This is a genomic window from uncultured Amphritea sp. (assembly GCF_937127095.1).
Lineage (GTDB): Bacteria > Pseudomonadota > Gammaproteobacteria > Pseudomonadales > Balneatricaceae > Amphritea.
In genome coordinates this window covers 1-19,909 of record NZ_CAKZLP010000024.1, presented here as the reverse complement: position 1 = coordinate 19,909, position 19,909 = coordinate 1, and the positions used below count along the sequence as shown (strand labels likewise).

The following is a 19,909-nucleotide window of genomic DNA, read 5'->3' as shown; positions in this document are numbered from 1 at the left end:
CTTTGGCAGAACTGCCAGAGCTTTTTTGTCGTATCAGACGTTTCCAGACAGCGTCAATTAAGCCGCAAGGTTCTGGTTAGCGAAGTCCCAGTTTACCAGCGCCCAGAAACCTTTCAGGTAGTCAGGACGTACGTTGCGGTAATCGATGTAGTAAGCGTGCTCCCACAGGTCAACGGTCAGCAGTGCAGTCTGACCATTGGTCATTGGCGTGCCAGCGTTGCTGGTGTTAACGATTTCCAGAGAACCGTCAGCGTTTTTAACCAGCCAGGTCCAGCTTGAACCGAAGTTGTTAACCGCTTTGTCGTTCAGTTCTTCCTGGAATGCGGCAAAAGAGCCCCATTTAGCGTTGATAGCATCGGCAATTGCACCGGTTGGCTCGCCGCCGCCGTTTGGAGACAGGCAGTTCCAGTAGAAAGTGTGGTTCCAGATCTGAGCTGCGTTGTTGAATACGCCGCCAGCAGGTGCTGACATGATGATCTCTTCCAGAGATTTTCCTTCGTATTCAGTGCCTGGTACCAGACCGTTCAGCTTAACAACATAGGTGTTGTGGTGTTTGCCGTGGTGAAAGTCCAGAGTTTCCGCAGAGATGTGGGGTTCCAGTGCATCTTTGGCGAATGGCAGTGCTGGTAGTTCAAAGCTCATAATTAATTACCTTTTAGTGTCAGGTTCAGCATAGATAGTGAAACTGTTATATAAACCAGGGTATTTATATAGGGTCTTTAGTAGAAGAATTCAAGCGCTGTTGATCCTTTGATCGCAAATCATAGCACCCTTGTTTGCGCTTTTCATTGCTTCTAAAACCCTGCGAAAATCAGGGTGATGCCGCAATCACAGTCCGTATCAGACTAAAGTTAGCTGACAGATGTTATGGAACTGTTAGAATCGGATCTCTTTAAAACGATAACAGCTTATTATTACAACTTTCGTTTATAACTTATCATTACAACTTTCTTTTACGACTTCTTATTACAACTTTCTTTCACAATACGGACGATAACGGGTTATGGGTAAAGTGTTTCTCTCAATAGCAGCGGTATTACTGGTGGTTTTTACTGTGAAAACCCAGTATCTGACATCGAAAACCTGGGAACCTTTTAAGCAGGGCTGTATGGCAGGTGGTACCGCAACTGAGGAACAGTGCAGCTGTTTGTCGAGCTATGTGCATAAGCAGTTCAGTGATAATGACGTCGAGCGTATCATGAAAGGCACGATCACTGATCCGGCTATGAAGCAGAAAGTAGAGGGTATTGTCCGGGTTGGTTCAAGGGAGTGTCAGAATCCTTAAACATACCAGGGCTTTTGGTCGGATAAGGGCTGGTTGCCGCAACAGCCCTGAGACTCAGCTCTTTTGATTTAAACCTGCTGCAGTTGCTCTCGTATCATATAGAGTGCGGCAATAGCGCGGCCCTCGGAGAAATCCTCCCGGCTGACCAGCTCATCCAGGCGTGCCAGCGGCCAGCGAATCACCTCCATCTCTTCCGGTTCATCCCCTTGCAGACGGCAGGGGAATAAGCCTTCTGCCAGTACCACGGTGATTTTGTGGCCCATATAGTTAGGCGCTGACGTCATCTGTTTAATCACCCGTAACTGTTCAGCACCAAATCCGGCTTCCTCTTTGAGTTCACGGTTTGCTGCCAGAAGTGCATCCTCACCGGGGTCGATCAGCCCTTTCGGCAGTGTCAGTAGGTAATCTTCCAGTCCTACGGCATACTCTTTAATCAGCAGCACATTCTGTTGTTCATCCAGCGCTGCAATCATAACCGCGCCCCGCCCACGGTTGGCCAGTCGCTCGTAGGTGCGTTCAACACCATTAGAAAAGCGCAGCTCTATCTCTTCAACCTGAAACAGACGGCTTTTAGCGGTGGCGGTTACCTTCAAAATATCTGGTTTTACAGGCATACTGGATCGTTCCTCGTCATTCAGTGACCAAATACAAAACTAATATAACCTGCAGCTCTGACTTTTTATATGGATTGGACGAATATTGATACGGTGCTTCTTGATATGGATGGCACCCTGCTTGACCTGCATTTTGATACCTATTTCTGGCTAGAGCATCTTCCTGTTCGCTATGCCGAGCTGCACCGGGTTGATTTTCGCGAAGCACAACAGTGGCTGCATCAACGGATTATGCAGGAGCAGGGCACGCTGAACTGGTACTGCCTCGATTATTGGTCAAAGGAACTCAGCGTCGATATCAAGGCGCTGAAACGGGAGATCCGTGAGCGGATTGCGTTTCGCCCCCATGTGCATGATTTTCTCGAACATCTGAAGGAACAGGGCGTTCGTCGGGTGATTGTCACCAATGCTCACCAGGACAGCTTGTCACTCAAACTTGAGGAAACCGGGCTGGATCAGTTGGTAGACCGGATTATCTGCTCCCATGACTATCAGATTCCGAAAGAGCAGCAGGGGTTCTGGCAGCAGTTGCAGAAGGATGAACCCTTCGACCCTGAGCGAACATTGCTGGTGGATGATAGTCTGTCGGTGCTGGCGTCTGCACGGGAGCATGGTATTGGCTATCTGTTGAGTATTATTCAGCCGGATAGTCAGCAACCCGGACGTGAGATTGCTGATTTCAGTGCAATTGATCATTTTAATGAGTTAATGAAGCGTAAATGACTAAACAGATGAGTAATCAGGGGGGCCATCAACACTGCCTTCAGGAACAGAAAGTCAGGCTGGATAAATGGCTCTGGGCCGCCCGGTTTTTTAAAACACGTGCAGCGGCAAAAGAAGCGGTAGAGGGTGGTAAAGTCCACTATCAGGGCCAGCGCGGTAAATGCAGTCGCACGGTTGAAGTGGGCGCAAAGCTGGTGATTCGTCAGGGGTTAGATGAAAAAACCGTTATTATTGTAGCGATCTCCGATCAGCGCCGTGGCGCACCTGAAGCACAGCTGCTCTATCAGGAAACCGAAGAGAGTATTAAAAGCCGGGAAGAAGGCGCAGCGGTGCGTAAAATTATGCGCGGTAATGGTGCGCCGGATCATCGGCCAAACAAAAAAGAGCGGCGCAAGATTATCCAGTTTAAAGATCGCTAGATTTACTGTGAATATGGTAATATCAGACTTTTTTACCGGGCGGTTTTTTCAGCTGCGCTCAGGTAAGTTATAGATATAAATGTGGGTTTCAGAGAATAAAATGAGCAGTTCTGATCAGCTTCAACGGGTCATGTTTGAACAGGCAGACATTCGCAGTGTATTGGTCGGCCTCGAGCAGAGTTATCAACAGGCACTGTCAAAACATCACTATCCTAGGCTGATTAATATCTTGCTGGGTGAGATGATGGCGGCGGTGAGTCTGCTCAGCGCTACCCTGAAGTTTGATGGTCGTTTGATCCTGCAGGCTCAGAGTGACAATCAGCTAAAAGTACTGATGGCCGAGTGCAATCATCAGCGGGATCTGCGTGCGATTGCCCGGTTTGATGGTGAGTTGCCTGAACAGGCGGAGTTTTGTGACCTGCTTGAAGGTGGTCAGTTGGTGATTACTATTGTTCCGGAGCAGGGCAAACGCTATCAGGGGGTTGTACCGCTTGAAGGCAAACGACTGAGTAACTGCCTGGAAGCCTATTTTGCCTTCTCCGAGCAGTTGCCGACCCAGATCCATCTGGCCGCCGATGAGCAGCGGGCCGCTGGTTTTCTGCTGCAGGTGATGCCTGCCAAAGGTGATTCTGCCACCGACTGGGAACACTTCAGCTGTCTTGCAGCAACACTGTCTGATGATGAATTACTGAAACTGGATAACGAAACTATTTTGCACCGCTTGTTTCATGAAGAGGATTGCCGTCTCTTTGAAGCAGACTCCCTGCAGTTTAAATGTGACTGTTCGCGTAAGCGTACCGGTGAAGCCCTGCGTTATATGACTCGGGAGGAGTTGGAGCAGATCGTGCGGGACGAGGGTAGTATCGATATCAGCTGTCAGTTCTGTAATGAACTTTACCAGTTTGATCTGGCGGATATCGCCTTGCTGTTCTCTGATAGCGCCAATATTGAAGGGTCTGATCAGCTACACTGATTGGGTCTTGAAATAAGTTACTGTTTTAACAATTGTTTTTGTGTGTGTCCCGGATGTTTTTTTTTGCCGCCAGGAAATGTCCGGGTTGATGGTGTTTTGTACACTTTTTTGACATAATACGCCTCCTTATAATAACGGCTCCGTTGGCTTTCCGGCAGGAAATGTCAAGAACAGGGGTCAGGCAGCTTTATCAGGTAAATTACTTTTTTTGGCTAGAAGCCAAGGGAATCAAGCAATGAGCAAAGAAACCGTGAACACTGTACACGTAAATTTGAGCCCGGCTCAGCTAGTTGAAAAGGCCATCCAGCGTGGTGAAGGAACTCTCGCTGACACCGGTGCGCTGGTTGTTAAAACCGGTAAGCGTACAGGTCGTTCTCCGATGGATCGTTTTATCGTTGAAGAAGCCAGTACCGCTGATGAGATCCATTGGGGTCCGATCAACCGTCCATTTGATGCTGATAAATTTGATGCATTGTGGGCCCGCGTTGAGGAATACCTGGCGGCTCGGGAACATTTCGTATCCAATGTTCATGTGGGTTCCGACACTAATCATTACCTGCCGGTTTTGATGACCACTGAGACTGCCTGGCAGAACCTGTTTGGTCAGAACCTGTTTATTCGCGCTGCAGAGTTTAATCCGAAGTCTAAAGAAGAGTGGCAGGTTATTAATGCGGCCAGCTTCGAATGTGACCCTGAGCGTGATGGCACTAACAGCGATGGCTGTGTGATTATCAACTTCGCCAAGCGCAAAGTATTGCTCGCTGGTATGCGTTATGCCGGTGAGATGAAGAAAGCGATGTTCTCTGTACAGAACTTCCTGCTGCCGGAAAAAGATGTTCTGCCGATGCACTGCTCGGCCAACGTCGGTGAAGATGGCGATACGACCCTGTTCTTCGGGCTGTCCGGTACTGGTAAGACCACCCTGTCCGCAGATCCTGAGCGTTACCTGATCGGTGATGATGAGCATGGTTGGGGTAAAGGTGTTGTCTTTAACCTGGAAGGTGGTTGCTACGCGAAAACCATCGACCTGAGTCAGAAGAACGAACCGATTATCTGGGATGCTATCCGTTTTGGCGCGATCGTCGAGAACGTCACTCTGGATGAAAAACGCATCGCCGATTACTGTGATACCACGCTGACTGAAAATGGTCGTTGCGCTTATCCTCTGGAGCACGTTGAAAAACGTACTGAAGAGAATAAAGGCGGCGAGCCTAAGTCAATCGTCTTCCTGACCTGTGACCTGACCGGTGTTCTGCCTCCTGTGTCTATCCTGTCTAAAGAAGCCGCTGCTTATCACTTCCTGTCCGGTTATACCGCGCTGGTGGGTTCCACTGAGATGGGTTCCGGTGGTGGCATTAAGTCCACCTTCTCTACCTGCTTCGGTGCGCCATTCTTCCCGCGTCCAGCCAGCGAATATGCTGACCTGCTGATCAAGCGTATTGAAGAGTTCGGTAGCCAGGTTTATCTGGTCAACACGGGCTGGACTGGTGGTTCATACGGCACGGGTAACCGTTTCAATATTCCAACCACCCGCGGCATCATCGCTGCAATTCAGAGTGGTGCGTTGGTTGATGTTCAGACTCAGCATCTGCCAGGTATCAACCTGACTGTGCCGACCTCTGTACCGGGTGTTGATTCTGCACTGCTGAATCCACGTGACACCTGGGCAGACAAAGGCGCATACGATGCCACTGCAAATGACCTGATCGGTCAGTTCACCAGCAACTTCACCAAGTTTGAAGGTGTAGCAGAATCAATCATCGCCGCAGGCCCACAAGCTTAAACGCAGATTGAATGAAAAAAGGCTCCCGAGGGAGCCTTTTTTGTTTTAGAGCAGTTGCTAGTGGTTAGACGCGGCTGCGCCGCTTGCTAGTCGCTAGAAAAAACGTTCTTAATAGCTTGCGCAGCGTAGATTGGTTTTGCTCTTCGTAAGCGATTGTTTCAAAAACGTAAGTGCAGAAAGCAAAAGCCCCGAACCACTCCGTATCCGCTGCTCTTCCTAGCCACTATCAGGCGCGTAGCGCCGTTCTAGCAAGCGGCGAAGCCGCGTCTAGCTACTCGCGCCTTTCGCGACGTCTAACTACTTAAACGCCAGTGTGTACCCTGCATTGGCGAGATACCCTGCTTCCTGTTCCAGATCGGCCTGTGTCAGTGGCTGATGGCTGAGCCAGTTGTCCGGGAAGGCCAGTGTCAGTTCGTTGTCTTCTGCGCTCAGGTGAAAGGCGGGCAGGCGTTCCCGGCTGCGGCTGCGGTTGAGCACAAAGGACAGCCTTAACAGTATGGTCAGGCGGCTGAAGTGTTTCGCCTCCCGTGGCAGGAGTTGTTCAAAGGTCGAGGTGGGGAATTTGCGCCGATGTCCCAGTACGATGGCTGCCAGCTGAATCTGTTGCCGTTTGGTGAAGCCCGGCAGGTCTGAGTTGAGTAGCAGATAGGCGCTGTGCTTGTGATACTGGCTGTGGGCGATGGTCAGGCCGGTTTCGCAACAGCGGGCCGCCCAGCTGAGCATATTGTGATATTCAGTGTTATCCAGCTTCCAGCTCTCTCTCACCTGCGTCAGGGAGATCAGCGCGGTCTGTTCAATCCGCATCGCCTGTTCCTGGTCCACCCGGTAACGTTGCATCATCGCATTGATACTGCGTTCACGAACGTCCTCGTGCCGTAGACGCCCGGCCATATCGTATAACAGGCCCTCCCGCAGCGCGCCTTCCGAGAAGCGAATCTCTTTGATGCCCAGTGATTCAAACGCCGCCGATAAAATAGCGATACCGGCGGGGAATACCGAACGACGATCCTCTTTTAAACCATCGATATCGATCTCATCGACATGGCTATAACTGAGAATTTTATCTTTCAGCTGCTGAAGCGCTGCAGCATTGACCTTGTCGGTTGCATAGCCCAGGTTGATACAGGCGTTGCGTACCGCTTTGATTGTCCCGGATGCGCCAACGCAGTCTTCCCAGCCCAGCTGTCGATAGGTTCGTTTGATGGTTAACAGTTCGCGTAGTGCACCAAATACTGCCAACTGAAAGTTCTTTTCGCTGATGACGCCGTCCGGGAAATAACGGTTATTAAAACTGACGCAGCCCATCTCCAGGCTTTCCAGTTCCAGTGGTTCAAAGCGTTCGCCAATAATAAATTCAGTACTGCCACCCCCGATATCGATCACCAGTCGGCGGCCGTTATCGCCGGCCAGGGTGTGGGATACGCCCAGGTAGATCAAACGGGCTTCTTCGATACCGGCGATCACTTCGATGGAGCAGCCCATGATCTTTTCCGCTTCGAGAATGAAGTCGTCACTGTTGACCGCTTCCCGCAGCGCATTGGTGCCGACAATTCTGATCTGTTGGTCAGGGATGTCCCGCACGCGCTGGGCGAAGCGTTCCATACACTCCAGTCCTCGCTGTATCGCTTCGGGCGATAACATACGGTTTTCGTCAAGGCCCGCGGCCAGTTGCACTTTTTCAGACAAAAGATCGATCGGCTGAAGCTCGCCCTGAACAAGTTTTGCGACTACGATATGAAAGCTGTTGGATCCAAGGTCGATCGCAGCCAGCAGTGATTGCTCGCTCGGGCTGGTGGTGGTTTCCTGATTCATGTGCGTATGCTTCAAATAAGAGAATAGACCCATCTTAACAGATATATGTTACTGATTAGAGAGGAAACAGCCCGGATATTGATGTCTGCGGCATTCCCTGCATATTCACAATTGTTTAATGACAGTGTTATGATCGGTAACTATTAATATTTAGTGAATCTCACTGCAGAGGCTTTTTATGAGTGAAAATATTGTTAACGTGACCGATGCGTCCTTTGAAGATGATGTATTGAAAGCAGACGGTCCGGTACTGGTTGATTACTGGGCTGAGTGGTGTGGCCCATGCAAGATGATTGCCCCGGTATTGGAAGAGATCGCCAAGGATTACGATGGTAAGCTGAAAGTCTGTAAGCTGAATATCGATGAGAATAACGAAACACCGCCAAAATTCGGTATTCGTGGTATTCCAACACTGATGCTGTTTAAAGATGGCAATGTTGAAGCGACGAAAGTTGGCGCACTGTCTAAGTCCCAGCTGTCCGCTTTTATTGAAGAAAGTATTTAAACGTTGTCTTTAATCGACTAATTTTACGACCTTAGTCGGTAAAAAGTGTAGGGAGTGACCAGGATCATGGTTTACTCCCTGATTTACTGGACTCTTTTTAACCAACGCATTATAGTGTCACTTCCAAACACCGGATTCTCTTCCAGGACACTTCACTTCCAGTACATTGGACAACTGCTCTGGTTAAGAACTCTAATTTCACTTTATCAATTCAATCTGATCTGAATAGTTCTTCATCTATTCCGCTCAAGGCACATTCTTGTCTTCCAACACTACACAAATACCTATGAATCTTACAGAACTTAAAAAGAAAAGCGTTCCCGATTTGCTAGATATAGCAAAAGAGATGGGGCTGGATAATCTGGGCCGTTCCCGTAAACAAGATGTTATTTTTGCGATTCTTAAGCGTCATGCTAAGGGTGGTGAAGATATCTACGGCGATGGCGTGTTGGAAATTTTGCAGGATGGTTTCGGCTTTTTGCGATCGGCAGAAGGTTCATACCTGGCAGGCCCTGATGATATCTATGTATCACCAAGCCAGATCCGACGCTTTAACCTGCGTACCGGCGATACTATTTCCGGTAAAATTCGTCCGCCAAAAGATAGCGAACGTTATTTTGCCCTGCTGAAAGTTGATCAGATCAACTTTGATAAGCCGGAAAATGCCAAGAATAAGATTCTGTTTGAAAACCTGACCCCGCTGTTTGCGCAGGAACGGTTGAAGATGGAACTGGGTAACGGCAGTACCGAAGATCTGACTGCCCGGGTTATCGACCTGGTTTGCCCGATGGGTAAAGGTCAGCGCGCATTGCTGGTGTCTCCGCCGAAGGCGGGTAAGACCCTGATGCTGCAGAATATTGCCAACTCGATTAAACGTAACAACCCGGAAGTGCATCTTATTGTACTGCTGATTGATGAGCGTCCTGAGGAAGTCACCGAGATGCAGCGCACCGTGCGCGGTGAAGTGGTTGCCTCGACTTTCGATGAGCCGCCGTCACGTCACGTGCAGGTTGCTGAGATGGTGCTGGAAAAGGCTAAGCGCCTGACTGAGCACAAACAGGATGTGGTTATCCTGCTCGACTCTATTACCCGTCTGGCCCGTGCCTACAACACCGTGATCCCATCCTCCGGTAAAGTACTCACCGGTGGCGTCGATGCGCACGCGCTGGAACGTCCTAAGCGTTTCTTTGGTGCGGCCCGTAATATCGAAGAGGGTGGCAGCCTGACCATCATCGCTACCGCACTGGTTGATACCGGTTCGAAGATGGATGAGGTTATCTTTGAGGAGTTCAAAGGTACCGGTAACTCTGAAGTGCATCTGGACCGTAAAGTGGCAGAGAAGCGGGTTTATCCTGCCTTCAACATCCGTCGTTCCGGTACCCGTCGTGAAGATCTGCTGACCTCTGAAGATGAACTGCAGCGCATGTGGATTCTGCGTAAGCTGCTGGATCCGATGGAAGACTCTGCCGCGATTGAGTTTGTCCTCGATAAGCTGAAAGACTTCAAGACCAACGACGAATTCTTCCTCTCGATGCGTCGTTCCTGATTCATATCTCTGTTCTGAAAGGGTAAGCTTAGCGCTTGCCCTTTTTTATTGCTGAAAATTATGTCGAACCTGAAATACAAAGACCTGCGAGACTTTATCCACAGCCTTGAAAAACAAGGTGAACTGGTGCGTATCAGCGTCGAAGTCGATCCCAATCTGGAGATGACCGAGATTTGTGACCGGACACTGCGGGCCGGTGGCCCGGCGCTGCTGTTTGAAAACCCCAAAGGCTATGATTATCCGGTACTGGCAAACCTGTTTGGTACGCCCAGACGGGTTGCGCTGGGGATGGGGCAGGAGGATGTTGCCAGTCTGCGGGAAGTGGGCAAACTGTTAGCGATGCTGAAAGAGCCTGAGCCGCCCAAAGGGATGAAAGATGCCTGGGAGAAGCTGCCGATCTTTAAGCAGGTGCTCAACATGGGGCCGAAAAAGGTTCGCAATGCGGCCTGTCAGACCCATGTAATTGAGGGCGATGATGTTGATCTGGGTAAAATCCCGGTACAACGCTGCTGGCCCGGTGATGCCGGTCCACTGGTAACCTGGCCGCTGGTTATTACCCGGGGGCCGAACAAGTCCCGACAGAATCTGGGTATCTACCGCCAGCAGGTGATCGGTAAAAACAAACTGATTATGCGCTGGCTGGCACACCGTGGCGGAGCGCTGGATTTTCGTGAATGGAAAGAGCAGCATCCGGGCGAACGGTTTCCTGTTGCGGTGGCGCTGGGAGCTGATCCAGCCACCATTCTGGGCGCGGTTACGCCGGTGCCGGATACCCTGTCAGAATACGCCTTTGCCGGTCTGCTGCGCGGCGGTAAAACCGAAGTCACCCCGTGTATCGGCAGTGATCTGCAGGTGCCCGCGAGTGCCGAGTTTATTCTCGAAGGCTATATCGACCCGGAAGAGATGGCTGATGAAGGGCCGTTCGGTGACCATACCGGCTATTACAACGAGGTCGACAGCTTCCCGGTATTTACCGTTGAGCGCATTACCCACCGGCCCGATCCGATCTATCACAGCACCTATACCGGCCGCCCACCGGATGAACCCGCCGTGCTGGGGGTTGCACTGAACGAAGTGTTCGTGCCGATTCTGCAGAAGCAGTTCCCGGAAATTACCGATTTCTATCTGCCGCCGGAAGGTTGTTCCTACCGCATGGCGATAGTCACCATGAAGAAGCAGTATCCGGGTCATGCCAAGCGGGTGATGCTGGGCGTCTGGTCGTTCCTGCGGCAGTTTATGTATACGAAGTTTGTCATTGTCTGTGATGATGATATTAACGCCCGGGACTGGAATGATGTGGTCTGGGCGATTACCACCCGGATGGACCCGATCCGCGACACCACCCTGATCGATAATACCCCGATCGACTATCTCGACTTTGCCTCACCGGTTTCTGGCCTCGGGTCAAAAATGGGGATGGATGCCACCAATAAGTGGCCTGGTGAAACTACCCGGGAGTGGGGTGAGCCGATTGTGATGTCGTCAGAGGTAAAACAGCGGGTCGATGATATCTGGGATCAGTTAGGCATTAAGTGTGACTGAGCGTTACCAGATTACCGTTAACGATCAACATGTTGTTGTGGCTGAGGCGGGGCTGTCGATCTTCGATAGTCTGCGCAACGCAGGTTATACCATGCGTTTCAGCTGTCGCAACGGCGTTTGTGAAATTTGTAAAGCAACCCTGATAGCGGGCAGTATCCGCCAGCGTTATCCCGAGCTGGAACTGCAATTAACCGAGGGCGATCAACCCTCGCAGATCTTTGCCTGTACCGCCGTACCATACAGTGATGTCAGAGTGAGAATAGATGGGCTGCTACGCCCTGGAGAGTTACGAGTGAAAAAACTGGTTTGTAGTATCGCTGCAATTGAACAGCTGAGCCATGATGTATACCGGGTGCGATTGCATCTGCCGGTCACCGGTCGACATGCGGTTGAGTTCCATGCCGGGCAATACCTGGAAATGATTTTGCCAGATCAGCGTCGAGCGGCCTTCTCGATTGGCAGCGCGCCAGACTTCAGCAGTGATATCGAACTGCATATCCGCCGCTTACCGGAGGGCGAGATGTCGATCGCCATCATGGAGCATCTGCAGAACAACCCCAGCGTCGAGATTGAGCTGCCAAAAGGTGACTGCTATCTCGAAGCCGGATCGTTAAGCGCGGAAACCACGATTATCCTGGCTGCTGCCAGCACCGGCTTCTCGCAGATCAAAAGCATTGCCGAGCACCTGCTGGCCAACCAGGTATCTAACCCTATCCATATTTACTGGGGAGCCCGGGTCGAGGCGGATTTCTATCTGGAAAAACTGCCGCTGCAATGGGCGGCAGAACACAGCAACGTTCATGTCCATCTGGTGGTTAGCGAACCCGGCAACAGCCCCGGCTGGGCGGGCCGCACTGCGCTGCTGCCAGAAGCGATCGTGGCCGATTTTGAAAACTTCGACAATGTTGAGGTATTCACTAGCGGCTCACCGGCGATGGTGTATGCGCTACTCGACGCGTGCGAGGCTAAGGGCCTGCAGGACTCGCAGATTCATTCTGACGTGTTTGCGTATGCGCCCCGAAAGTAAGGCGTCTTTAGAACGCAACGAAGAGCACGTTGCTTGCTAGACGCGGCTTCGCCGCTCGCTAGTGGTTAGAAAAAGCGTAAAAACAACAAGAAAGAGAGCTTTGGCTCTCTTTTTTGTGGGAATAACGCAAGTATCTCCTCTGGGAAGCTCGCGGTGATCTGCTTGCTTTTACTTGTAATACTTTGACAGCTTTACCCATGTGGAGATAAGTTGTTTCGTCTATTCAGAAAAATGCGGTTTTAACATGAGCGAAATAAAGCAAAAGATAGCCCTGTTTATCGATGCGGATAATGCCCCGGCAAGCAAGTTTGACGTGGTTCTGAGCGAAGTTGCAAAATATGGCGTGGTGACTATTCGTAAGGCTTATGGCAACTGGAAATCCCCAACGCTGAAGTCGTGGGAAGAGCTGCTGCATGAATATGCCATTCAGCCGGTACAGCAGTACGATTTAATCAAAGGGAAGAATGCCTCTGACATCGCTCTGGTGATTGATGCAATGGATATCATGTACACCAAAGACATCGATGTCATGTGTTTTATTACCTCCGATTGTGATTTTACGCCGATGGTTACCCGGGCATTGGCCGAAGGCAAGGTCGTGCTGGGGTTTGGTGAACGGAAGACGCCTTCCCCTTTTGTGAATGCCTGCTCTAAATTTCTCTTTCTGGATCAGCCGGAAACCGTCGAAAATGCCAGCACCGTCAAACCTAAAAACATCAAATCCGATACCAAGCTGATCAACCTGTTGCGTCAGGCGATTGCAGCCACGGAAGATGAAGACGGTTGGGCTGCGCTAGGCCCGGTGGGTGCTAACATCTCCAACAGAACGTCATTTGACTGCCGCAACTATGGCTATAAAAACCTCAGCAGTCTGTTTAAAGAGGTTGACCTGTTTGAGCTGAAACGGGGCTCGGGCCGATCCTTTATGGTTAGGGACGCGAGAAAAAGGAAAGCATGAAAACGCATGGCGTTTTCAGACCGCAACGAAGAGCGCGTTGCTCGCTAGATCGCCGCTGCGCGACTGGCTAGACGCGGCTTTGCCGCTTGCTAGTTGTTAGAAAAAGCGTAAAAACAACAAGAAAGAGAGCGGTGGCTCTCTTTCTTGTTGGCGTGTGCAAAGGGTTTATTGGCGATAAATATTACTGTGACATCATCGGTTTGGCCTGGGGTAATGCCATCGCTTTTTTAGCGGTCCCTTTTTGTTGTTTTTCAGCCATTATCCGGGCTTGAGATACGGTCAGATTAACCAGAGACTCCGCCATCGCTTTAATATTGGCATTGGGGCTATTGGTGAATTTTTTAGCTTCCTCATTCACCCGGCTGACGGCGCCGGCACTGGTGTCCAGTCCCTTGTCAGGCGCTATGTGAAGGCATATATAGCCGGTCCCGTCACTTCCGTAGGCACAAAACCTCTCACTACACTCCATACAACCGGCACCACCAGGATTCGGATCGCATAACCAGGCGGCTTGTCCTGCGGTCGAATAAAGTCCAATGGCTACCACGCATGCTTTGAGCAATTTCATATTCTTACCTATCGATGGTTTAGGTGACTGATCGCAAGCTTGGTATCTTAGAAAGATGAAATACAAAAGGTAACTGTCGTGAACGACAGGTGGGGGGATAAACGCGTTGCGTTTTAGACCGCAATGAAAAGCACATTGCTCGCTAGACGCGGCTTCGCCGCTTGCTAGTGGCTCGAAAAAGCATAAAAGCATAAAAAGAGCGGTTGGCTCTCCTTTTGTGACGGGCACATTAGCATGTCGACTGATTAGCAGTTTCGCTTGACTATATATTTTAGTTTCTGTAATTTCTGTCTTTACAGAAATTAAGGAATCTTGATGATGTTGCTTTCACCGACTATGCAGAAGTTTGTGCTTCACTGGGGCGAGATGGGGTCGCGCTGGGGCGTTAATCGTACGGTGGCGCAGATTCATGCACTGCTTTACCTGAGTAATGAGCCACTGACCGCGGAAGATATTAGCGAAACGCTGGGGGTGGCGCGCTCCAATGTCAGTACCAGCCTTAAAGAGCTGCAGTCCTGGGGGCTGATTAAGATTACGCACATTTTAGGTGACCGGCGCGATCACTTTGATTCACATAAGGATGTCTGGGATATCTTCTTTATCATCATGGAAGAGCGTAAAAAGCGTGAGCTTGACCCAACCCTCACCGCGTTGCGCGAATGTGTATTGGATGCCGAGTCAGACCAGCAGACCCCAGCAGAAACCAAAGCGCGTATCGAACAGACTCTGGCGTTTCTGGAGCAATCGACCGGCTGGTTTGATCAGGTTAAAAAAATGGAGCGCTCCACCATTCTCAAACTTTTGACGCTTGGTAGTAAAGTTCAGCGTTTGCTGGGCAAGAAGAAAAACTAAAATTTGCCTGTCTGTTTCTGTTTTGACAGAAATTAGAGAAAGGAGTCTGATGTGAATATTCTGCTTACCGGTGCCAGCGGGTTTATAGGTCAGCATCTCTATATTCGACTACGGCAAGAGGGCCACAGGGTAGTGGCTGCGATTAGGGAGGCTGAGCAGTTTAAAATGGTTTTTGCAGACGCTGAAACGATAGCCGTAGATTATAGCCGGGACCATAGTGCTAACGCGTGGCTTCCCCGGCTTAGTGGAATCGATATCGTGATTAACGCCGTCGGTATTATCCAGCAAACCGCCTTTCAGCGCTTCAGCGATCTGCATCAAAAAGCCCCCTCTGCTCTGTTTGATGCCTGTGAGCTGGCGGGCGTCAGGCGAGTGATGCAGATCTCCGCGCTGGGCGCTGAGGCAGGCGCCACAAGCCAGTATCACCAAAGTAAATTTGCAGCGGATCAGCATCTGGCAGCAAAGGCTCTGGACTGGGCCATACTCAGGCCCTCTATTGTTTACGGGCCGGGGGCAAAGAGTACCGGCTTTTTCCGGGCGCTGGCTGCACTGCCTGTTACGCCTTTGGTCAATGCGGGCGAGCAACTGATCCAGCCGGTTCATATAGATGATCTGGTTACAGCGGTTATCGTCTGTATCGAGGAAGAGCTGGCGGTTAAGGCGGAGATAGACCTGGTTGGGCCGGAGCCGTTGAGTTTTAAAGCATACCTGCAATGCCAGCGTCAGTGGTTGGGCCTGGGCGACCTTCGACCTTTATCAATACCGTATCGATTGGCGAGACCCCTGGTAAAGATGGGCGGGCTGCTGAAAATAGGCCCTGTCAATTCTGAATCTCTGGATATGTTAATACAGGGCAATACCGCCCCGGTTGCACCTCTTGTTGAGCATTTAGGGTTTATTCCCCGTAGTGTTGAGAACGAGCTGAAGCGTACCCCGTCACAGGTTGCTGACCGTTGGTATGCGGGCCTCTATTTTATGCCCGGTGTATTACGCGGCTGCATAGCGCTGCTGTGGATAATGACCGGGCTATGTTCGCTGCTGCTTTATCCTGAGGTGAAGAGCCTGGATATCCTGTCTCAGGCGGGAATTGAAGGGGTTCCCGCCACGTTATCATTGTATATGGGCGGAGCGATAGACCTGTTGCTGGGGTTGGCGATGTTTAGCAACCGCTGGATGAAACCGGCGCTGATTGGGCAGTTACTGTTAACTGTCACATATACGTTGATTATTAGTTGTCTGCTTCCCGAATTATGGCTGCATCCGTTTGGCCCGGTGACCAAAAACCTGCCACTGATAACGGCCACCCTGTGTTTACTGGTTATATGGAGAAAAACGTAATGGAATACCTAATTATTAAATGGCTGCACATACTCAGCGCTATCCTGCTGTTCGGTACAGGATTAGGCAGCGCCTTTTATAAACTGTTTACCGACCTGAGTGGCAATCTGGAAGCGATTAGCGTAACGAATCGTTTAGTTGTCAGGGCCGATTGGATCTTCACCACTCCCACGGTGGTTATCCAGCCGGTAACCGGATTCTGGATGCTTTCTCTGGCCGGGATGTCACTGGAACAAACCTGGCTATGGGTGAGTATTGGACTCTATCTGTTAGCGGGTGCTTGCTGGTTACCGGTGGTGGTACTGCAGATTAAAATGCGTAACCAGGCCGATAATTGCCGCAAGCAGGCTCAACCCCTACCTGAGAGTTACTACAAACAGTTAAAAATCTGGGTCGCGCTGGGTATTCCCGCTTTCCTGGCCATGGTTGCAGTGACCGCTTTGATGGTGCTTAAGCCGGTATAAACGCTTATTTAGAACGCAACGAAGAGCACGTTGCTCGCTTATTTCGCTCGTTGAACTCGCGAACAGACCGCAATGAAGAGCACATTGCTCGCTAGACGTCGCTTCGCGACTTGCTAGTGGCTCGAAAAAGCGTAAAAGCAAAAGAAGAGAGCGGTGGCTCTCTTTTCTGTGGGGTGCGTGCCCGAACTTTCTCTGGATACCTCATGGTGATCTACCTCTTTTTGAGTAATTGAACCGGGTTTCTGTTTCAGGCACACTCAGGTAAATGGAACTGAATTAGTTGTTCAGATCTCATTGATTTTAAACGTCTCTTGGCGACTGGCTCATTTCAACGTATCGCCCCACTGTGGGTTCGAAGGTTTGAAGCTCACTTATAACGCTAGGCTAATCTTAAGGCTCTTATGATGATCACCCTGAACACGCCTGTTGCGTTTAATGACCCGCTACCCGATGAAGTTGATGTGGTGGTGATTGGTGGCGGCGTTATCGGTATTTTCTCTGCCCTGAATATTGTGCGTTCGGGGCTGAGTGTGATGGTGATCGAAAAAGGCCGTATTGCCGGAGAGCAGTCGTCACGCAACTGGGGCTGGATCAGACAACATGGCCGTGATGCCGCAGAACTGCCGATTATGATGGAAGCTTCCCAGCTATGGGAGGCTTTTGATAAAGAGGTTAAAGGCCGCACCGGGTTTCAGCGGGTCGGGGTGATGTATCTGTCACAAACCGAAGCGGCGCAGGCGCAACGGGAAGCATGGCTGAGTATTGCTACAGCCCATGGTGTCGATACTGTGGCGCTGTCCAGCGCTCAGTTAAAACAGCATATTCAGCAGGACCCACAGGCAAGAAAAACTTGGGTCGGCGCGACCTATACCGCCAGTGATGCCCGTGCCGAGCCCTGGCAAGCGGTGCCTGCCGTGGCAGAACTGGCCCACAGCGAAGGGGTTCTTATCCGGGAAAACTGCGCCGTGCGCACGCTGGATATCGAGGCGGGGCAGATTACCGGGGTGATCACTGAGGCAGGCCGCATCAGAACATCGCAGGTTGTCGTCGCCGGGGGCGCCTGGTCATCCCTGTTCTTGCGCCGCCACGGTATCAATATCCCGCAGCTATCGGTACGCGCCTCCGTTGCCAGAACCGCGCCGCTGCAAAGTATCACTACCGCCAGTTTTGCGGATAAAAAGCTGGCCGTGCGCCGCCGCAATGATGGCGGTTACAGCCTCGCACTCACCGATTCCCATGATCACTTTATCGGTCCGGATTCGTTTCGTTTATTACCTAAGTGGCTCAGAACGGGACTGCAAAACTATCATGAGATCCGGCCCTGGATAAACGAAATCGCCCACTCTCCGGATGCCTGGCGGGTACAACGCCACTGGAGCGCCGATGAAATCACCCCCTTCGAACTCACCCGCGTCCTCGATCCTGCCCCCGCCAAAGGCAAGGTGAAAGTGATGCAACAGCGTTTCGCAGAGCGGTTCCCACAGATCGGCATCCCTCCCATACTGGATGCCTGGGCCGGGATGATCGATGCGATGCCCGATATCGTCCCTATCGTCGACAGAGTCCCCGACCTGGAAGGCCTCATCATCGCCACCGGCATGAGCGGCCACGGCTTTGGCATCGGCCCCGCCTTCGGCAGAATCGTTGCTCAGATCGTCAATAAACAAGATAGCCAGCATGACATTTCCAGGTTCAGGTTTTCTCGGTTCTCGGATGGCAGCCAGCTCGAAATTGGGCCTAATGTTTAAAGGCAGTTGTTAGAACGCAACGAAGAGCGTTTTATTTAGAACGCAACGGAGAGCGCGTTGCTCGCTAGACGGGCTTCGCCCTTGCTAGACCGTCGCTTCGCGACTCGCTAGTCGTTAGAAAAAGCGTAAAAGCAAAAAGAAAGGGGCTAGGCTTTGATATTTTTGAGATCTTTGAGATCTGTTTCATTACCGCAGTAGTCTATTCCCAGGCAGTAATGCTCGGCTGCATAGAAAGGGAATAGGTCAGTGCCAGATTCTAGGTTCGGTCTGTTTATCTGCAAAATACAAGACCTGACCCCGTCTCCCTCGGGCTTCGCCCTTGCTAGACCGTCGCTTCGCGACTCGCTAGTCGTTAGAAAAAGCGTAAAAGCAGATCAAAATGGGTTCTGATCGCTTTAATCCAGATCGTTGTTTTTTCGGGGGATTACCGATTACCAGATTAGTCGCCTGGTGAAGAGATGGGAGTTATAAAATCGAAGATTGATGAGACCGCTGTGATCATCTTCAGAAAAATGTTCAATTAACTAAAGTTATCATCTATGATAACACAAGGATGTGAAGTGACTTGGGAAGTTGACTTTTATGATGGTGTCGAAGATGCCATCCTGGGGATGCCGCCAAAGATTCAAGCGCGGATGCTGAAGTTGTTGGAACTGATAGAAGAGCACGGAGCGAATCTGGGATCTCCTCATACTGAGTCAATGGGCGATGGTTTGTTTGAGATTCGGGCTAAGGCAAAAGAGGGTATAGGTCGAGGTCTCTTTTGCTACATGAATGGGCCTCATGTCCTGATACTTCACGCATTTGTTAAGAAGTCACAAAAGACACCAAAGCCAGACTTGAAACTAGCCAGAGACAGAATGAAAGAGGTGAAAAAATGAGCCTTCAGCGATTAAAAGAACGTGCGCTTCAGAATGATGACGTACGTCGTGAGTACGATGCACTGGAGAGCGAGTTTACCCTGATCAGTCAGTTACTTCATATGCGCAAAGCAGCAGGCCTGACTCAAGAGCAGGTCGCAGTCTTAATGCATACGAAGAAAAGTAATATCTGCCGTCTTGAAAAGGGAGCTGTAGCGCCAAAAGTGGACACTTTGCAGCGATACGCTAACGCGTGTGGCTTCGAATTGCATATGTCGTTTGAGCCTCAAGCGGTTAATTAGTTGGTAGAACGCAACGAAGAGCGCGTTGCTCGCTAGACGGGCTTCGCCCTTGCTAGACCGTCGCTTCGCGACTAGCTAGTCGTTAGAAAAAGCGTAAAAGCTAAAAGAAGAGAGCCGTTGGCGCTCTTTCTTTGTTGTAGGAGGTGCATCTTGCGCCGATTTAGGCTTTTGATATTTAGGAGGCCTGTTTCATTACCGCAGTTGTTCATTCCCAAGCCACAATGCCCGGCTGGATAGAAAGGGAATAGGTCAGTGCCAGATTCTGGGTTCGGCCTATTTGCCTGCAAAATACAAGACCTCACTCTGTCTCCTTTATGAACTTGCAGTACATAGATGTACTGCTATTGACAAAAAAAGTGTTAGTGGTAGAATAGAACTCATAGCTGCAGTACATTCTTATACTGCAGCTATGAGCTAATAACCTCGCTAGGCTGCAACCTAGCTTTTCATGCAACATATATAGGAGATTGTAAACATGAATATTAAATTCTACCTCAAAACCCATTTGATGCCTAGCCCGCATTTTTCATGAAGGTCTAAACAAAAACGGCTGAAAGCGTTATGGTTATTGGTGTCTAGTCAATTCTCAT

Annotated in this window: 20 protein-coding genes; 16 read left to right on the top strand and 4 right to left on the bottom strand. The window is 50.5% G+C overall.

The annotated features are described in order from the left end of the window. Positions 1-57: 57 nt before the first annotated feature. Positions 58-642: a Fe-Mn family superoxide dismutase gene (locus Q0499_RS05970; RefSeq protein WP_299197228.1), complete on the bottom strand. Its 585-nt coding sequence runs from the start codon at positions 640-642 to the stop codon at positions 58-60. 361 nt (positions 643-1,003) lie between these two features. Between Q0499_RS05970 and Q0499_RS05965 the strand changes: the two genes are divergently transcribed. Next, positions 1,004-1,285: a hypothetical protein gene (locus Q0499_RS05965; protein WP_299197226.1), complete on the top strand. Its 282-nt coding sequence runs from the start codon at positions 1,004-1,006 to the stop codon at positions 1,283-1,285. 68 nt (positions 1,286-1,353) lie between these two features. Here Q0499_RS05965 and nudE read toward each other — a convergent pair whose 3' ends face one another. Then, a complete protein-coding gene (nudE, locus tag Q0499_RS05960) occupies positions 1,354-1,899 on the bottom strand; it encodes an ADP compounds hydrolase NudE (RefSeq protein WP_299197224.1) in 546 nt (181 codons plus the stop codon). Positions 1,900-1,968: 69 nt separating this feature from the next. Here nudE and yrfG point away from each other — a divergent pair, with 69 nt between their 5' ends. From yrfG to Q0499_RS05940, 4 genes are all read left to right on the top strand, one after another. Beyond that, complete coding sequence (gene yrfG / locus Q0499_RS05955; protein WP_299197223.1) at positions 1,969-2,622, top strand: GMP/IMP nucleotidase; 654 nt, start codon at positions 1,969-1,971, stop codon at positions 2,620-2,622. Further along, entirely contained in the window at positions 2,619-3,041 is a 423-nt protein-coding gene (hslR, locus tag Q0499_RS05950; protein ID WP_299197221.1) for a ribosome-associated heat shock protein Hsp15, read from the top strand. Before yrfG ends, hslR begins: the two co-directional genes overlap by 4 nt. Positions 3,042-3,141: 100 nt before the next feature. Then, positions 3,142-4,014 (top strand): Hsp33 family molecular chaperone HslO, encoded by an 873-nt coding sequence (gene hslO / locus Q0499_RS05945; protein ID WP_299197219.1) that lies wholly within the window; start codon positions 3,142-3,144, stop codon positions 4,012-4,014. Positions 4,015-4,249: 235 nt separating this feature from the next. Further along, a complete protein-coding gene (locus Q0499_RS05940) occupies positions 4,250-5,797 on the top strand; it encodes a phosphoenolpyruvate carboxykinase (protein WP_299197217.1) in 1,548 nt (515 codons plus the stop codon). Between the two features lie 297 nt (positions 5,798-6,094). On the opposite strand, the gene ppx is transcribed toward Q0499_RS05940, so the two are convergent. Then, entirely contained in the window at positions 6,095-7,609 is a 1,515-nt protein-coding gene (gene ppx, locus Q0499_RS05935) for an exopolyphosphatase (RefSeq protein WP_299197215.1), read from the bottom strand. A 178-nt stretch (positions 7,610-7,787) separates the two neighbouring features. Between ppx and trxA the strand changes: the two genes are divergently transcribed. From trxA to Q0499_RS05910, 5 genes are all read left to right on the top strand, one after another. Then, positions 7,788-8,114 carry a thioredoxin TrxA gene (gene trxA, locus Q0499_RS05930; protein ID WP_299197213.1) on the top strand — a complete coding sequence of 109 codons (327 nt, stop codon included), beginning with the start codon at positions 7,788-7,790 and terminating at the stop codon, positions 8,112-8,114. Positions 8,115-8,400: 286 nt separating this feature from the next. After that, positions 8,401-9,660 (top strand): transcription termination factor Rho, encoded by a 1,260-nt coding sequence (rho, locus tag Q0499_RS05925; protein ID WP_299197211.1) that lies wholly within the window; start codon positions 8,401-8,403, stop codon positions 9,658-9,660. Between the two features lie 60 nt (positions 9,661-9,720). Further along, positions 9,721-11,202 carry a 4-hydroxy-3-polyprenylbenzoate decarboxylase gene (gene ubiD, locus Q0499_RS05920; RefSeq protein WP_299197209.1) on the top strand — a complete coding sequence of 494 codons (1,482 nt, stop codon included), beginning with the start codon at positions 9,721-9,723 and terminating at the stop codon, positions 11,200-11,202. Continuing rightward, positions 11,195-12,229: an FAD-binding oxidoreductase gene (locus Q0499_RS05915; RefSeq protein ID WP_299197207.1), complete on the top strand. Its 1,035-nt coding sequence runs from the start codon at positions 11,195-11,197 to the stop codon at positions 12,227-12,229. The genes ubiD and Q0499_RS05915 overlap by 8 nt, the downstream gene beginning before the upstream one ends. A gap of 244 nt (positions 12,230-12,473) precedes the next feature. After that, on the top strand, positions 12,474-13,187 hold the full coding sequence (locus Q0499_RS05910; protein WP_299197206.1) for an NYN domain-containing protein: 714 nt from the start codon (positions 12,474-12,476) through the stop codon (positions 13,185-13,187). Positions 13,188-13,368: 181 nt separating this feature from the next. Here the strand turns inward: Q0499_RS05910 and Q0499_RS05905 are convergent, their stop codons facing one another. After that, a complete protein-coding gene (locus Q0499_RS05905; RefSeq protein ID WP_299197204.1) occupies positions 13,369-13,755 on the bottom strand; it encodes a hypothetical protein in 387 nt (128 codons plus the stop codon). Positions 13,756-14,070: 315 nt separating this feature from the next. Here Q0499_RS05905 and Q0499_RS05900 point away from each other — a divergent pair, with 315 nt between their 5' ends. The 6 genes from Q0499_RS05900 (at position 14,071) to Q0499_RS05875 (ending at position 19,319) form a co-directional block, all read left to right on the top strand. Next, complete coding sequence (locus tag Q0499_RS05900) at positions 14,071-14,607, top strand: GbsR/MarR family transcriptional regulator (protein ID WP_299197202.1); 537 nt, start codon at positions 14,071-14,073, stop codon at positions 14,605-14,607. Between the two features lie 51 nt (positions 14,608-14,658). Then, entirely contained in the window at positions 14,659-15,945 is a 1,287-nt protein-coding gene (locus tag Q0499_RS05895; protein ID WP_299197201.1) for an SDR family oxidoreductase, read from the top strand. Further along, positions 15,945-16,409, top strand: coding sequence for a DUF2269 domain-containing protein (locus Q0499_RS05890; RefSeq protein ID WP_299197198.1), 465 nt, complete (start codon positions 15,945-15,947; stop codon positions 16,407-16,409). The genes Q0499_RS05895 and Q0499_RS05890 overlap by 1 nt, the downstream gene beginning before the upstream one ends. 404 nt (positions 16,410-16,813) lie before the next feature. Continuing rightward, on the top strand, positions 16,814-18,157 hold the full coding sequence (locus Q0499_RS05885; protein ID WP_299197196.1) for an FAD-binding oxidoreductase: 1,344 nt from the start codon (positions 16,814-16,816) through the stop codon (positions 18,155-18,157). Between the two features lie 560 nt (positions 18,158-18,717). Beyond that, the gene (locus Q0499_RS05880) at positions 18,718-19,038 is read left to right on the top strand and encodes a type II toxin-antitoxin system RelE/ParE family toxin (protein ID WP_299197194.1); all 321 of its coding nucleotides are present in this window, start codon (positions 18,718-18,720) and stop codon (positions 19,036-19,038) included. Continuing rightward, positions 19,035-19,319, top strand: coding sequence for a helix-turn-helix transcriptional regulator (locus tag Q0499_RS05875; protein ID WP_299197192.1), 285 nt, complete (start codon positions 19,035-19,037; stop codon positions 19,317-19,319). The genes Q0499_RS05880 and Q0499_RS05875 overlap by 4 nt, the downstream gene beginning before the upstream one ends. Positions 19,320-19,909: the final 590 nt, after the last annotated feature.

Excerpts from the sequence above, each read along its gene's own strand:
- Q0499_RS05970 (WP_299197228.1), bottom strand. The coding sequence starts at position 642 with ATGAGCTTTGAACTACCAGCACTGCCATTCGCCAAAGATGCACTGGAA.
- Q0499_RS05965 (WP_299197226.1), top strand. The coding sequence starts at position 1,004 with ATGGGTAAAGTGTTTCTCTCAATAGCAGCGGTATTACTGGTGGTTTTT.
- nudE (WP_299197224.1), bottom strand. The coding sequence starts at position 1,899 with ATGCCTGTAAAACCAGATATTTTGAAGGTAACCGCCACCGCTAAAAGC.
- yrfG (WP_299197223.1), top strand. The coding sequence starts at position 1,969 with ATGGATTGGACGAATATTGATACGGTGCTTCTTGATATGGATGGCACC.
- hslR (WP_299197221.1), top strand. The coding sequence starts at position 2,619 with ATGACTAAACAGATGAGTAATCAGGGGGGCCATCAACACTGCCTTCAG.
- hslO (WP_299197219.1), top strand. The coding sequence starts at position 3,142 with ATGAGCAGTTCTGATCAGCTTCAACGGGTCATGTTTGAACAGGCAGAC.
- Q0499_RS05940 (WP_299197217.1), top strand. The coding sequence starts at position 4,250 with ATGAGCAAAGAAACCGTGAACACTGTACACGTAAATTTGAGCCCGGCT.
- ppx (WP_299197215.1), bottom strand. The coding sequence starts at position 7,609 with ATGAATCAGGAAACCACCACCAGCCCGAGCGAGCAATCACTGCTGGCT.
- trxA (WP_299197213.1), top strand. The coding sequence starts at position 7,788 with ATGAGTGAAAATATTGTTAACGTGACCGATGCGTCCTTTGAAGATGAT.
- rho (WP_299197211.1), top strand. The coding sequence starts at position 8,401 with ATGAATCTTACAGAACTTAAAAAGAAAAGCGTTCCCGATTTGCTAGAT.
- ubiD (WP_299197209.1), top strand. The coding sequence starts at position 9,721 with ATGTCGAACCTGAAATACAAAGACCTGCGAGACTTTATCCACAGCCTT.
- Q0499_RS05910 (WP_299197206.1), top strand. The coding sequence starts at position 12,474 with ATGAGCGAAATAAAGCAAAAGATAGCCCTGTTTATCGATGCGGATAAT.
- Q0499_RS05905 (WP_299197204.1), bottom strand. The coding sequence starts at position 13,755 with ATGAAATTGCTCAAAGCATGCGTGGTAGCCATTGGACTTTATTCGACC.
- Q0499_RS05900 (WP_299197202.1), top strand. The coding sequence starts at position 14,071 with ATGATGTTGCTTTCACCGACTATGCAGAAGTTTGTGCTTCACTGGGGC.
- Q0499_RS05890 (WP_299197198.1), top strand. The coding sequence starts at position 15,945 with ATGGAATACCTAATTATTAAATGGCTGCACATACTCAGCGCTATCCTG.
- Q0499_RS05885 (WP_299197196.1), top strand. The coding sequence starts at position 16,814 with ATGATCACCCTGAACACGCCTGTTGCGTTTAATGACCCGCTACCCGAT.
- Q0499_RS05875 (WP_299197192.1), top strand. The coding sequence starts at position 19,035 with ATGAGCCTTCAGCGATTAAAAGAACGTGCGCTTCAGAATGATGACGTA.